The sequence below is a fragment of the Modestobacter sp. SYSU DS0657 genome (genome assembly GCF_054050925.1).
The window spans coordinates 247747-261682 of sequence record NZ_JBJHAG010000001.1 but is presented as its reverse complement, the minus strand read 5'-3'; the positions used below and the strand labels follow the sequence as shown (position 1 = coordinate 261682).

Sequence of the window (13936 nt, the reverse complement as noted above, 5' to 3'; positions counted from 1 at the left end):
CTGGGCCGCTGGAGGTGAGGTGATGGAACGGCCCTGCTGCAGCGCCCCGCGCCGAACCTGCGAGGCGTGGGGGCAGCAGGGTCCTTCGTCAGTGGGTGGTGGCGATGCCCCGCGGGACGTCGTCGCTGCGGCGGCGGTGCGGGTGGCCGGCCGCGTCGGACATCTGCCGCAGCCCGTTGACGATCGCGCCCGTCAGGTCACCGGAGCCCAGTCGGTTGGTCATCGCCAGCACGGCCAGCGCGCAGGCGCGGTCCGGCAGCCGGCGGGCCGCCGCCGACCCGGTCACGATCTCCACCACCCGCTGCCCGGGCGAGAGCGCGACCAGCACCCCGATCGAGGTGTCCCCACCCGCGCGGGCGTGCAGGCTCTCAGCGGTGCTGCGGGTGTCACTGCCCAGGTCACCGACGTACAGCGTGAACCGCAGCCCGGTCTCCCGGGAGGACATGGTGAGCGCCTCGTCCAGCCGGGCCAGGTCGGCGTAGCTGAACGGGCCGGGGCCCGGCTCGGCCACCGCGGTGTTGATCGTGTCCTGGCTGGCGCTGGGGCCGGCGTCGAGGTGCTGCGTCGACATCAGCGGGTGCCTCCGGTCGGCAGGGGACGGCGGATGGGGTGGGACAGCGGCACGGCCGGGATCACCAGGTGCCCCGGGCGCCGCCGGCAGCCGTGCGCTGCGGAACGGGCGTCTCGTGCGGGTGCTGACCGATGGCCAGCGCCGCAGCGGTCGCCCCCAGCCCGCGCCGGCCGTGGTCGCCGGCGCTGCCGTGGTCGGCCTGGTCGTCGTCGCCGTGCCCACCGTGGACGCCGGGGACATCGGGGTGCGGCTCGTACCAGACGGGCTCGTGGTCCCAGGGCTGACCGGGCTTGTACCGCGTCCGGTCCTTGCCGCGGCCGGGGAGGGTGGTCACCGCCCAGAACAGCAGGTACACCACCAGCGGGATGGCCGCATAGATCAACACGGTCTCGTACCAGGGCATGGCGCCAATCTACCGGGAGCCCGGGTCAGCGGCCCGGCAGCCGCGCGGTCACCAGGTGGCCGGGTGTCGGTGCGCCCAGGGCCGGGCCTCCTCCAGCTGGGCGGCCAGCGACAGCAGCGTCGTCTCCTCCGCCGGGCGGCCGACCAGCATCGTGCCGATGGGCAGCCCCTCGGGGGTCCACCACAGCGGCACGCTCAGCGCCGGCTGCCCGGTCACGTTGTAGACGGCGGGGAACGCGGCGTAGCGCTTCTGCCGCTCGAAGTCCGCCTCGCCGGGGTCCAGCCCGTCGGCGGGGCCGTCGAACCAGCCCACCGGCCGGGGCGGCAGGGTGCAGACCGGGGCCAGCAGGACGTCGAAGCCGCTGGTCGCCTGGACGAAGCGGCGGGCGAAGACGCGGAGGGTGAACATCGCCTCCATCGCGTCGCGGGCCGACAGGGCCAGGCCGCGCTCGCGGAGGAAGCGGGTCAGCGGGCGCAGCCGGTGCACCTGGGCCTCGGCCACCGGCAGGGTGGTGGCCGACAGCGCCCACACCACCTCGAAGGCGGGGAAGACCCCCTCGGTCAGCGGTGGCGCGGGCAGGTCCTCGACCTCGTGGCCCAGCCCGGCCAGCAGCGAGGAGGCGTCCTCGAACGCGGCGCGCACCTGCGGGTCCAGGTCGGCGCCGGGCATGCCCGAGTCCAGGTACCGGCCGATCCGCAGCCGCCCCGGCGGGCGCTCGGCCGCACCGAGGAAGGTCTCCCCCGGCGGCAGCGGCGGCGCCCAGTACGGGTCACCGGGCACCGGGCCGGCGATCGCGTCGAGCACCGCGGCGGCGTCGCGGACCGTGCGGGCCAGCGGACCCTGCACGCCCAGCCCGGTCACCTCGCTGCCCAGCGGGGCGTTGCTCACCCGGCCGCGGCTGGGCTTGACCCCCACCAGCCCGTTGATGCCGGCCGGGATGCGGATCGAGCCACCGCCGTCCGAGCCGTGCGCGAACGGCACCATCCCGGCCGCGACCGCCACCGCGGCGCCGCCGCTGGAGCCGCCGGCCAGCAGCGCGGGGTCCCAGGGGCAGCGGGCCGGCCCGACCAGGTCGTTGTCGGTGTAGCAGGGGAAGCCGAACTCCGGCGTGCTGGTCTTGCCGAGGCTGATCGTGCCCGCGGCGGACAGTGCGGTGACCACGGCGTCGTCGACGTCGGGCACGAAGTCGGCCAGCAGCGCGGATCCGAAGGTGGTGCGCACGCCGGCGGTGTTGGCCAGGTCCTTGATCGCGGTGGGGACGCCGAACAGCGGTGACAGCTCGGCGCCGGCCAGCACCGCCCGGTCGGCGGCGGCCGCGGCCGCCCGGGCCCGGTCGGGGGTGACCGTGATGAAGGCGCCGAGCCCGGGGTCGAGCGCCTCGACCCGGGCCAGCGCGGCGTCGACCAGCTCGGTGGGGCTCACCTCCCGGGCCCGGACGGCGGCCGCCTGCTCCAGGGCCGTGAGGTCGTGCAGCTGCGTCCCGCGCGCGGAGGTCACGGCCGGACGCTAGCCAACCCGGGGCAGGATCGGGCCGTGGACCTCTCCCGCGCCGCGGCTGCCGCGGCCGACGCCGCCGATCCCCTGGCCGGCTTCCGCGCCCGTTTCGCCGGCACCGGCGACGGCGACGGCGACGGGGGTGCCGACCGCCTGCTGTACCTCGACGGCAACTCCCTGGGCCGGTTGCCGCGGGAGACCCCGGCCGCCGTCGCCCGCGTGGTCGAGCAGGAGTGGGGCGCCGGCCTGGTCGGCTCGTGGGCCGGCTGGATCGGGCAGGCCCGCCGGATCGGCGACCTGCTGGCCACCGGGGTGCTGGGTGCCCGACCCGGTGAGGTGCTGATCTCGGACACCACCAGCGTCGACCTCTACAAGCTGCTGGTCGCCGCCGTCGACGCTCGCCCCGGGCGCGACGTGCTGGTCTGCTGCGCCGACGACTTCCCCACCGACCGGTACGTCGTCGCCGGGGTCGCCGGGCAGCGCGGGATGACCGTCCGGGAGGTCGGGGCGCACATCGACGAGGGGCTGGACCTGGACGTGCTGGCCGCGGCGCTCGACGAGCGGGTGGCGGTGGTGGTGCTGTCCCAGGTGGCGTACCGCTCCGGTGCCCTGGTCGACATCGCGGAGGTCACCGGGCTGGCGCGGGACGCGGGCGCCCTGGTGCTGTGGGACCTCAGCCACGGCGCCGGTGCGGTACCGGCCGACCTGACCGCGGCCGGCGCCGACCTCGCCGTCGGCTGCACCTACAAGCACCTCAACGGCGGCCCGGGCGCCCCGGCGTTCCTCTACGTGCGGCGCGAGCTGCAGGAGCAGCTGCGCCAGCCGATCTGGGGGTGGTTCGGGGCTCGGGACCAGTTCGCCATGGGCCCCGCCTACGACCCGGCCGACGGCATCGACCGCTTCGCCGTCGGCACGCCCCCGGTGATCGCGATGGCCGCGGCGGAGGTCGGCGCCCGGATCACCGCCGAGGCCGGTGTGGACCGCATCGCGGCGAAGGGCCGGGCGCTCACCGACCTGGTGGTCGCGCTGGCCGACTCCTGGCTCGCCGGGCACGGCGTCGCCGTGGCCAGCCCGCGGGATGCCGCTCGCCGGGGCGCGCACGTCAGCCTCGCCCACCCGGCCGCCTGGCAGCTCACCCAGGCGCTGATCGACCGCGGCGTCGTCCCGGACTTCCGGACCCCGGACCGGCTGCGGCTGGGGCCCGCGCCGCTCTACACCCGGTTCGTCGACGTCTGGGACGCGATGGACCGGCTGCGCACCGTGCTCGCCACGGGCGCGCACGCCGGCTACCCGACCCAGCGCAGTCGGGTCACCTGATCAGGACCCGGCTGGTCGGCACCCGGCTGGTCAGGACTCGGCGAAGACCACGAGGTTCTCGGTCGAGGACCGGCCGCCGCCGCGCTGGAAGCAGGTGATGAGCACCAGCCGCCCGGGCGAGGCCTCCCACACCTCGGTCGCCGCCGGCAGTTCCCCCTTGGCGTACCGCTGCGTGCGCTGCACGGTGTAGCTGACCTGGCCCGTCGGGGTGCTGACCTCCACGACGTCGCCCGGTCCGAGGGTGCTGCCCCCGCCACCGGACTCCATCAGCGGGTCGAACCCGTAGTCCCCGGTGCCGGTCGAGTGGGCGGCCAGGTAGAGGGTGTTGTCCGCCTGCTCGGCCGATCCGACCGGGTCGCCGTAGGGCTCGATCCAGTAGGCGGCGGTGAGCGTCGGCGGGTTGATCACCCCGCCGCGGGGGGTCAGCGGCAGCACCGGCAGGTCCAGGTCCAGCCCGTCGATGACCACGTGCACGTCCGAGGACGGCGTGGGCAGCACCACGCCCTCCGGGGGCAGCGTCGGCTGGGCCTCCTCGGCCAGGGGCGCCGCCGTGGGCGTGGCCGCGGCCACCGGGTCCGAGGACCCGGTGGCCGCGACGGCGTGCCCACCGCCGGTCAGGCCGACGCTGAGCAGCGCGCTCCCCGCGGTCGCGACGGCGGCGACCGCCACGACCGCGGAGGCGCGCCGGCCCGGCTGGATCAGGCGCCGCACGTCCCGCCCTCGACGGTGGAACGGCGACGGTTGCGGGCGACGGCGACGCCGCCGGCACCCGCGAGGAGCAGCAGCCCGGCGCCCGCAGCGACCGCAGCGGTGCCGGTGGAGCCGGTCTCGACGACCTCGACCCCGGTGTTGGACTGCAGCCCGGCGTTGACGGCGGTCGGTGCGGCCGGCTCGGTCGGCGCGACCGGCGCGGCGACGACGTCCGGAGCGACGACCTCGAGCTGGACGGCGACGAGCGAGGCCGAGGTGCCGAAGGGCGACAGGATCGCGAGCGCGTAGGAGCCGGCGGCGGCGTCGGCCGGGACGACGAACGTCGCGGTCGACCCGCTGATCGTCGTGGGGAGCGCCACGGCGGTGCCCGTCGGCAGGCCGGCGGCGTCCAGCGGCTGGAGGCCGACCTCGGTGCCGGTCAGGTCGGTGAGCCCGAGGTCGCGCAGCAGCGAGGGAGTGGGCAGCTCGAGGGTGGCCGTCGAGCCCGAGGTCACCGGGGTCGGGAACGGGCAGACGGTGGCCGAGCTGAGCTCACAGGGCACCTGCGAGATCGCCAGCAGCGCCGGCTCGAGGTCGAGCGGGGCCGTACCCACGCCGTCGAGGGTCAGCAGGTAGCTGAGCGGGTCGATGATGAAGTTCCCGCTCAGCCCGGTGCTCAGGTCGGCGACCATCAGCTCGGCGACGGGGCCGTTGACGCCGTCGTCGGCCGGCAGGGTGACCGTCAGGACCTGGGTGCCCAGGCCGGTGACGGACAGCGGGTCGGCGCCCGCGGGGTCCGTGGTGTAGGTCTTCTCGGGCGTGCCGTCGCCGTCGTTGTCGAAGACCAGCTCGACGACGGCTCCGGTGGTGGTCAGCTGGGCCGGGAGCGTGATGGTCAGCGCGTCGCCGTACTCGGTCTGCAGAGCCGCCCGGGTGGCGGCGTCGTCCATCGGGTCCATGACGCCCGCGAAGTTCTCGATCGGGAAGCCACCGATCGCGACCTCCGGCGGGGCGAGCGGGATGCGGACGTCCGTCGCCGCGCTCGCGGCGGGAGCGATCCCGACGACGAGGGACGCGGACGCGGCGCCGAGGAGACCGAGGCGCTGGAGCGACCTGCGGGACGTGAGGGTGGACATGGGAGCACCTTCCGCGACGGCAGCGCCCGGGCGACGCTGTCCGGCGGAACGTACGGGCGCGGGCCGGCCCGGGCACGCACCTGACTCGCCAACTGGGGCGGCTGTGACCACAGTGGCGAAGAAGCGAAAGGAACTCGTCAGTTTCTTATGTACCACCGTCGCCGGTCGCTCACAGAACTGGCACCCCTCGACTACCCAGAACCCGATCGGCGCCCGATCTCGCCAAAAGGGCTCACCGGCTGTCACGCGCTGACGGACTCCGCCATGCCCAACCAGGTGCGCCAGCGCGGGTCGACCGTGCGGTGTCCGAGCAGCCGCCAGGCCGCGCCGCTGGGCGCCCCCGGCGGGTAGGGCAGCGTCCACCCCAGCTCGGCCAGCGACCGGTCGGCCTTGGTGTGGTTGCACCGGCGGCACGCGGCGACCACGTTGTCCCAGGTGTGGGTGCCGCCCCGGCTGCGCGGCACCACGTGGTCGATGCTGGTGGCCGACCCACCGCAGTAGACGCAGATCGAGCCGTCGCGGGTGAACACCGCACGGCGCGACAGCGGCACCTGCACCGGGTAGGGCACCCGCACGTAGCGGGTCAGCCGGACGACGACCGGGACGGCGACGGCCAGCCGCTCGGCGTGGACGAGGTCCTCGGTGACGTCCACGGGCTCTGCCTTGGCCGTCAGCACGAGCACGATCGCGCGGCGGCTGGAGACCACGCACAACGGCTCGTAGGTGGCGTTCAGCAGCAGGGTGGCGGTGGTCGTGACCTGCGCCGGGACGGGCGCGCGCGGACCGGGGAGGGGGTCGGTGGCCGGGCCCTTCGGTGCGGGCGCGGACGACGACCCGAGTGCGGTGATCGACACGGGACACCTCCGAGGGCCCCGGGCTCCCGACGGCTTCGAGAGGCCCTGGGTCGCCTCATAGTGCCCTGTCGACGTGTGATAACGGGCAGCGACCCCTCGGGGGCCGCCGTCCGGGCGGTTACCGTCGCCGCGTGCGCTACCCCGATGCCCCCCGCCTGGACCTGGTCGAGGACCTGCACGGTCACCGGGTCGCCGACCCCTACCGGTGGCTGGAGGACCCCGCCGACGACCGCACCGCCACCTGGGCCGCAGCCCAGGACGAGCTCGCCGCACAGCTGCTCGGCAGCCTCCCCGGGCGCCCGGCCTTCGCCGATCGACTGGCCCAGCTGGTGCACGCCGGCGCGGTGGGCATCCCGGTGTGGCGCCGCGGCCGGGCGTTCTCCACCCGGCGCGACCCCGGCCAGGAGCACGCGGTCCTGCGGGTCACCGAGCCCGACGGCAGCGTGCGGGTGCTGGTCGACCCGACGGCGCTGGACCCGGCCGGCACGACCACGCTGGACGCCTGGTCACCGTCCTGGGAGGGCGACCGGCTCGCCTACCAGGTCTCCGTCGGTGGCGACGAGGAGTCGCAGCTGTTCGTCCTGGACGTCGCCACCGGGGAGGTGCTCGAGGGCCCGATCGACCGCTGCCGCTACTCCCCCGTCGGCTGGCTGCCCGGCGGCGAGGAGCTCTACTACGTCCGCCGGCTGGCCCCCGAGCTGGTGCCCGCGGGTGAGGAGCAGTTCCACCGCCGGGTGTGGCGCCACCGGGTGGGCACCGACCCGGACACCGACGTCCTGGTGCACGGCGAGGGCAGCGACCCCTCGACCTACTTCGGCGCGCGCACCAGCGCCGACGGCCGCTGGCTGGTCGTCTCCGCCTCGGTGGGCACCGCACCACGGGACGACGTGTGGCTGGCCGACCTCGCCGGCGACGGCCGCCTGCGCCCGCTGCAGGTGGGGATCGACGCGCAGTTGACCGCCTGGGTGGCCCGCGACGGCCGGCTGTGGCTCCACTCGGACCGGGACGCCCCGCGCGGCCGGCTCGCCGTCGCCGACCCGGCGAACCCGGAGACCTGGGCCCCGGAGGCGTGGACCGAGGTCATCGGCCAGGCCGACGACGGCGTGCTCTCCGACGTCGCGCTCGTCGACGGTCCGGACGGCGACCTGCGGGCGCTCGCGGTGCACGCCGTGGACGCCACCGACCGGCTCTCGCTGTGGGCCGGCGACGGGTCGGGCCGGCTGGCCGAGGTGACCGACCTGCGCCCGGGCAGCGTCTCCGGCGTGAGCGCTCCCCCGGAGGGCGGGACGACGGCGTGGGTCGGCTTCACCGACTTCGCCACCCCGCCCTCGGTGCTCCGCTGGGACGCCGCCGACCCGGCCGCCCTGACGACGCACGAGCAGGCGCCGGTCGCCGGCTCGGTGCCCGACGTGCGCGTGGTGGAGACCCACGCGACGTCGGCCGACGGCACCCCCGTGCACCTGTTCGTGCTCTCGGGGACGGGGACGCCGGACTCCCCGCGACCGACGGTCCTCTACGGCTACGGCGGCTTCAACGTCTCGCTCACCCCCGCCTACAGCGCGCAGGCGCTGTCCTGGGTCGCGGCCGGCGGCGTGTGGGTGGTGGCGAACCTGCGCGGCGGCTCCGAGCACGGCGAGGAGTGGCACCGCGCGGGGATGCGCGAGCGGAAGCAGAACGTGTTCGACGACTTCGCCGCCGCCGCGCAGCACCTGATCGCCAGCGGGTGGACGACGCCGGCGCAGCTGGCCGTGATGGGCGGCTCCAACGGCGGGCTGCTGGTCGGTGCGATGACGACCCAGCACCCGGACCTGGTCGCCGCCGTCGTGTGCAGCGCGCCGCTGCTGGACATGGTGCGGTACGAGCTCTTCGGGCTCGGCCGCACCTGGAACGACGAGTACGGCACCGCCGCGGACCCCGAGGAGCTGGGCTGGCTGCTGGGCTACTCCCCCTACCACCGGGTGGTCGAGGGCACCGCCTACCCCGCGGTGCTCTTCACGACCTTCGAGTCCGACACCCGGGTCGACCCGCTGCACGCGCGCAAGCTCGCCGCCGCGCTGCAGCACGCCACCACCGCCGAGGCGCCGATCGTGCTGCGGCGGGAGCTGTCGGTGGGGCACGGCGCCCGTGCGGTGAGCCGCACCGTGGGCCTGGCCGCGGACCAGCTGGCGTTCCTGGCCGCGCACACCGGGCTCACCCCGGCTCAGGAGCCGCACACCGGCGGCTGACCAGCGGAGACGACACACGGAACGATGTCGTCCGGGTGATCGACGGGCCACAACCAACCTGCGAGACTGTCCGCGATGAACGGCACACCCACGGTCACGGCGGCCGACGCAGGGGCACCGGCTCCCGCCTGCGCGCAGGACGCGGGATCGCTCTGCGCACGCCTGTGGGAGTGGACCGGGCTGGACTGGCTGGCCGCCAACGCCGACACGATCGTCGGCCGGCCGGCCCGGATCCTGCTGATCGTGCTGGTGGCCGCCGTGGTCCGGCTGCTGCTCAACCGGGCGATCCACCGGCTGACCGACCGCACCGCCACCGGCTCCGTCCCGACGATCCTGCGGCCGTGGCGCAACCGCGCGCGGCAGGCCGACCCCGACGGCGTGGAGCTGATCGCCGCCCGGCGGACCCAGCGGGCCGAGGCGATCGGGTCGGTGCTGCGCAGCTGCGCGTCCTTCGCGGTGCTCGGCATCGCCGTCGTCCTGGTGCTCGGTGAGCTGGGGGTCAACCTGGCGCCGATCCTGGCCAGCGCCGGGGTGATCGGCGTCGCGCTCGGGTTCGGCGCGCAGAACCTGGTCAAGGACTTCATCGCCGGGATCGGGATCATCCTCGAGGACCAGTACGGCGTCGGGGACGTCGTCGACCTGGGCGAGGCCAGCGGCACCGTCGAGGCCGTCGGCCTGCGGATCACCCGGCTGCGCGACATCAACGGCGTGGTCTGGTACGTCCGCAACGGCGAGGTGCTGCGGGTCGGCAACCGCAGCCAGGGCTTCGCCCAGGTGGTCATCGACATGCCGGTCGCGCACGACACCGACCTCGAGCGCTGCCGCGCCGTGATGCAGGAGGTCGCCGACGCGATGGCCGCCGACGAGGAGTGGGCCGAGGTGTTCCTCGGCGAGCCGGAGTCCCTCGGCGTCGAGTCCATCACCACCGAGGGCGTCGTCCTGCGGGTGCAGGTGCGCACCACCAACGCCGTCCAGTGGCAGGTCGCCCGCGAGCTGCGGCAGCGGCTCAAGGAGCGCTTCGCGGCCGAGGGCATCCGCACCCCGCTCCCCCTGCTGGGGATGAGCGCCGGCCCGGGCGCAGGCACCCGCTGAGCCGCCGGCGTCCCGAGCGGGACTGCCCCGCCGATCGGCCGGCCACCTTCGGGCAGGTCTTCGCGGTCGCCGAGTTCCGGCCGCTGTTCGGCTCCTACACGCTGTCCACGATCGGCGACGAACTCGCCCGGGTCGCGCTGACCGTGCTGGTCTACCAGCGCACCGACTCCGCGCTGCTGTCGGCGATCACCTTCGCCATCAGCTACCTGCCCTGGGTGCTGGTCGGGCCGGTGCTGGCCTCGCTCGCCGACCGGTTCCCGCGGCACCGGGTGCTCATCGCCAGCGACGTCGCCCGCGCCGTGCTGGTCGCCGCGATGGCCGTCCCGGGGACGCCGTTGCCGGTGCTGCTGCCCCTGCTGCTGGTCGTGGCGTTGTGCGCCCCGCCGTTCGAGGCGGCCCGCTCGGCGCTGATGGCCGACGTCCTGGAGGGCGACCGCTACGCGGTGGGCACCTCGCTGACCGGCGTCGCGTCGCAGGCCAGTCAGCTGATCGGCTTCCTGCTGGGCGGTGCGCTGATCACCGCGCTGTCCCCCTCGGCGGCCCTCCTGGTCAACGCGGGCACCTTCGCCGTCTCCGCGCTCTGGCTGACCCGCGGCCTGCGGCGCCGGCCCGCGCCGGCGGCCGAGGAGGAGGTCGGGTCGATCTGGCGGGACACCGCCGGCGGCCTGCGGTTCATCACCAGCTCCCCGCGGCTGCTGGCGATCGTCACGGTGCTGTGGGTGGGGGCACTGTTCATCAACGCGCCGGAGGGGATCGCCACCCCGTGGGCGCTGCAACTGCAGGGCACCGCCGCGGCCGCGGGCCTGCTGCTGGCCGCCAACCCGGCCGGCACCGCCCTCGGTGGGCTGCTGGTGGGCCGCTTCTGCCCGCCGCACGTGCGGGACCGGCTCCTGGTGCCGCTGCTGGTGCTCTCGCTGACCGGGGTGCTGCTGGCCGGCCTCACCCCGCTGTGGCTGGGCACGGGGTCGGCCGCGTACGTCGTCGTCCTGGCGCTGCTGTTCGTCGCCGGGGTCGGCGGGGCCAGCAGCATCCCGCTGAACGTGGCGTTCGTGCAGGCCGTGCCGAGCGCCTACCGCGGGCGGGCGTTCGGCGTCGCGGTGGCCGGCCTGTCCGGCGTGCAGGGGCTCGGCGTGGTGCTGGCCGGGCTGGGCGCCGAGGTGCTCGCGCCGGGCACCGTGGTCGCGCTGCTGGGGGCCGTCGGCCTGCTGGCCCTGGCCGCCCCGCTGGTGGCGCTGCACCGCACCCGGCCCGGACGTGGCGGGGGTGACACCGGCCGCGTGCCCCGCGACGACCCCGCTGAGGGACGATCGACGGCATGAGCGAGACCAGCCGGTCGCTGCCCTCGGCACGCACCTTCTACGACGAGGTCGGCGGCGAGCCGACCTTCCGGGCGCTCGTCGCCCGGTTCTACGCCGGGGTGCGCGAGGACCCGGTGCTGCGGCCGATGTACCCCGCCGACGACTGGGAGGGCGCGGAGACCCGGCTGCGGATGTTCCTCGAGCAGTACTGGGGCGGGCCGACCACCTACTCGGAGAACCGCGGGCACCCGCGGCTGCGCATGCGGCACGCGCCCTTCGCCGTCGACGAGGCCGCCCGGGACGCGTGGCTGCGGCACATGCGCGACGCCGTCGACTCCCTGGAGCTCACCGACGAGCAGGACGCGACGTTGTGGGGTTACCTGGTCATGGCGGCACACAGCATGCAGAACCGGTAAGGACCCCCTCCTCCTCACGCCTCGCAGGCTCGGCGCGAGCCTCTGGAGGGGGCCGCACCTGCCACGACCACCGAGGAGCCTGGTGACCAGCGTCCCGACAACACCCAGCACCGACGCCGACTGGTGGCGGGAGGCGGTCTTCTACCAGGTCTACGTACGCAGCTTCGCCGACGAGACCGGCGACGGCGTGGGTGACCTGGCCGGCATCCGGTCCCGGCTGCCCCACCTCGCAGAGCTCGGCGTCGACGCCCTGTGGATCACGCCGTTCTACCCCTCGCCGATGCACGACCACGGCTACGACGTCGCCGACCCGCGCGACGTGGAGCCGGTGTTCGGCGACCTCGCCGACTTCGACGCCCTGCTGGCCGACGCCCATGCCCGCGGCATCCGGGTGACCATCGACCTGGTGCCCAACCACAGCTCGCACGACCACGAGTGGTTCACCGAGGCGCTGGCCGCCCCGCCCGGGTCGCCCGCCCGGGCCCGGTACTTCTTCCGCGACGGCCGGGGGCCCGGCGGCGCGGAGCCGCCGAACAACTGGCCCTCGGTCTTCGGCGGCCCGGCCTGGACCCGGGTGCCCGACGGACAGTGGTACCTGCACCTGTTCGCCCCGGAGCAGCCGGACCTGGACTACGGCAACCCCGAGGTGGTGGCCGACCTGGAGGAGACGCTGCGGTTCTGGCTGGACCGCGGGGTCGACGGCTTCCGGATCGACGTGGCGCACGGCATGGCCAAGCCCGCGGGCCTGCCGGACATGGTGCCGGCCGAGGACACCGGCCTGTTCGCCGACGACGGCCCGGGTGACCTGCGGTTCGACCAGCAGCACGTGCACGAGCTGCACCAGCGGGTGCGGGCCGTGCTGGACCAGTACCCCGACCGGATGGCCGTCGGCGAGGTGTGGGTCTTCGACGACGAGCGGCTGGCCCGGTACCTGCGCCCCGACGAGCTGCACCTGGCGTTCAACTTCCGGCTGCTCACCGCCGAGTGGGACGTCGCGGAGCTGCGCAGCGCGGTCGTGCACTCGCTGGCGACGGTGGCCGACACCCCCGCGCCGGCCTGCTGGGTGCTCTCCAACCACGACCGGCCGCGGCACGTCACCCGCTACGGCGGCGGCGAGGTCGGCACCCGCCGGGCGCGGGCGGCGGCGCTGCTGCAGCTGGCGCTGCCCGGGGTCGCCTACGTCTACAACGGCGACGAGCTCGGCATGCCCGACGTCGACCTACCCGACGAGGTGCTGCAGGACCCGATCTGGGAGCGCTCAGGGCACACCGAGCGGGGCCGCGACGGCTGCCGGGTGCCGGTGCCCTGGTCGGGCGACCGGCCCCCCTACGGGTTCTCCTCGACGCCGGACACCTGGCTGCCGATGCCGGAGGGCTGGGAGCCCCTGACCGTGCAGGCCCAGGAGCAGGACCCGGACTCGATGCTGTCGCTGTACCGGGCGGCGCTCCGGCTGCGGCGGGGGTCCCCCGCGTTCACCGGCGACGGGCTGGCGTGGCTGCCCGCCCCCGACGGCTGCCTGGCGTTCCGCCGGCCCGGTGGGCTCGTCTGTCTGCTCAACCTCTCCGGGGGGCCCGTGCCGCTCCCGGAGGGGCAGGTGCTGCTGGCCAGCGAGCCGGTGACGGACGGCGTCGTCCCGAACGACGGGGCGGTCTGGCTCCAGGCGTGACCGGGGGGCCGACCGCTGGCTGACCGGGCGGCGACGCCGGCTCGGCGGTAGGGCAGACTCACTCCCCGATCCGGGGCGATCGCGCCCCTCCCTGCGCTCCAGGAGGTCCCGTGGCCACCGCCTCGATGCCCGCGTTGCCGTCCCGCCGCCTCGTCCTCGCCGACCTCGTGCCGGCCAGTCGCGCGCGCGACGTGGTCCTCGTCGCCCTGGGGGTGCTGCTGACCGCGGCGCTCGCGCAGGTGTCGGTGCCGGTCCCCGGGTCCCCGGTGCCGATCACCGGCCAGACGCTGGCCGTCGTGCTCACCGCCGGTGCGCTCGGCCCGGTCCGCGGCGTCTCGGTGCAGGCGCTGTACATGCTGTGCGCGCTGGTCGGGCTGCCCTTCTACTCCGAGGCCAGCGGCGGCTTCGACGTCGTCTTCGGCGCGACCGGCGGCTACGTCGTCGGCTTCCTCCCGGCCGCCTTCCTGATCGGCCTGGCTGCCCGCCGCGGCGCGGACCGGAAGATCTGGCAGGCACTGCCGCTGTTCGCCGCCGGGCAGCTCGTGGTGTTCGCCGTCGGCGTGCCGTGGCTGGCGGTCAGCGCCGGACTGACCGCCTCTCAGGCGCTGGAGGCCGGCTTCTACCCGTTCATCCTCGGCGGCGTGGTCAAGGCCGGCGTCGCCGCCCTGGTGTTCCGCGGCGCCTGGCTGGCCGCGGGCCGCAACCACTGACCGAGCCGCTCCCCGACCGCCCCGGGTCGGCGCCTCCAGCAGGCGCCGGCCCGGGGCGGTCTGC

General features: G+C 75.5%; 13 protein-coding genes. 7 read left to right on the top strand and 6 right to left on the bottom strand.

The features are described from left to right. Nucleotides 1-88: 88 nt before the first annotated feature. From ACI79A_RS01335 to ACI79A_RS01325, 3 genes are all read right to left on the bottom strand, one after another. The gene (locus ACI79A_RS01335) at nucleotides 89-571 is read right to left on the bottom strand and encodes a DUF5130 family protein (RefSeq protein WP_457079119.1); all 483 of its coding nucleotides are present in this window, start codon (nucleotides 569-571) and stop codon (nucleotides 89-91) included. Nucleotides 572-632: 61 nt separating this feature from the next. After that, on the bottom strand, nucleotides 633-974 hold the full coding sequence (gene ctaJ, locus ACI79A_RS01330) for an aa3-type cytochrome oxidase subunit CtaJ (protein ID WP_457079117.1): 342 nt from the start codon (nucleotides 972-974) through the stop codon (nucleotides 633-635). 48 nt (nucleotides 975-1022) lie between these two features. Then, nucleotides 1023-2471 (bottom strand): amidase, encoded by a 1449-nt coding sequence (locus ACI79A_RS01325; RefSeq protein ID WP_457079115.1) that lies wholly within the window; start codon nucleotides 2469-2471, stop codon nucleotides 1023-1025. Nucleotides 2472-2507: 36 nt separating this feature from the next. Between ACI79A_RS01325 and ACI79A_RS01320 the strand changes: the two genes are divergently transcribed. Next, nucleotides 2508-3785 carry a kynureninase gene (locus ACI79A_RS01320; protein WP_457079113.1) on the top strand — a complete coding sequence of 426 codons (1278 nt, stop codon included), beginning with the start codon at nucleotides 2508-2510 and terminating at the stop codon, nucleotides 3783-3785. 30 nt (nucleotides 3786-3815) lie between these two features. Here ACI79A_RS01320 and ACI79A_RS01315 read toward each other — a convergent pair whose 3' ends face one another. The 3 genes from ACI79A_RS01315 to ACI79A_RS01305 form a co-directional block, all read right to left on the bottom strand. Continuing rightward, nucleotides 3816-4496, bottom strand: a complete 681-nt coding sequence (locus tag ACI79A_RS01315) for a class F sortase (protein ID WP_457079111.1) — start codon at nucleotides 4494-4496, stop codon at nucleotides 3816-3818. Then, nucleotides 4484-5611: a hypothetical protein gene (locus tag ACI79A_RS01310; protein WP_457079109.1), complete on the bottom strand. Its 1128-nt coding sequence runs from the start codon at nucleotides 5609-5611 to the stop codon at nucleotides 4484-4486. Before ACI79A_RS01310 ends, ACI79A_RS01315 begins: the two co-directional genes overlap by 13 nt. A 242-nt stretch (nucleotides 5612-5853) precedes the next feature. Further along, the gene (locus ACI79A_RS01305; protein WP_457079107.1) at nucleotides 5854-6465 is read right to left on the bottom strand and encodes an HNH endonuclease; all 612 of its coding nucleotides are present in this window, start codon (nucleotides 6463-6465) and stop codon (nucleotides 5854-5856) included. 131 nt (nucleotides 6466-6596) lie between these two features. Here ACI79A_RS01305 and ACI79A_RS01300 point away from each other — a divergent pair, with 131 nt between their 5' ends. The 6 genes from ACI79A_RS01300 (at nucleotide 6597) to ACI79A_RS01275 (ending at nucleotide 13872) form a co-directional block, all read left to right on the top strand. Beyond that, entirely contained in the window at nucleotides 6597-8690 is a 2094-nt protein-coding gene (locus ACI79A_RS01300) for a prolyl oligopeptidase family serine peptidase (protein WP_457079105.1), read from the top strand. 75 nt (nucleotides 8691-8765) lie between these two features. Further along, nucleotides 8766-9782, top strand: a complete 1017-nt coding sequence (locus tag ACI79A_RS01295; RefSeq protein WP_457079103.1) for a mechanosensitive ion channel family protein — start codon at nucleotides 8766-8768, stop codon at nucleotides 9780-9782. Beyond that, nucleotides 9779-11101 (top strand): MFS transporter, encoded by a 1323-nt coding sequence (locus tag ACI79A_RS01290; RefSeq protein ID WP_457079192.1) that lies wholly within the window; start codon nucleotides 9779-9781, stop codon nucleotides 11099-11101. Before ACI79A_RS01295 ends, ACI79A_RS01290 begins: the two co-directional genes overlap by 4 nt. Then, entirely contained in the window at nucleotides 11098-11496 is a 399-nt protein-coding gene (locus tag ACI79A_RS01285) for a globin (RefSeq protein ID WP_457079100.1), read from the top strand. The genes ACI79A_RS01290 and ACI79A_RS01285 overlap by 4 nt, the downstream gene beginning before the upstream one ends. An 82-nt stretch (nucleotides 11497-11578) precedes the next feature. After that, the gene (locus tag ACI79A_RS01280; protein ID WP_457079098.1) at nucleotides 11579-13162 is read left to right on the top strand and encodes a glycoside hydrolase family 13 protein; all 1584 of its coding nucleotides are present in this window, start codon (nucleotides 11579-11581) and stop codon (nucleotides 13160-13162) included. A gap of 110 nt (nucleotides 13163-13272) precedes the next feature. Continuing rightward, a complete protein-coding gene (locus ACI79A_RS01275; protein WP_457079096.1) occupies nucleotides 13273-13872 on the top strand; it encodes a biotin transporter BioY in 600 nt (199 codons plus the stop codon). Nucleotides 13873-13936 lie beyond the last annotated feature (64 nt).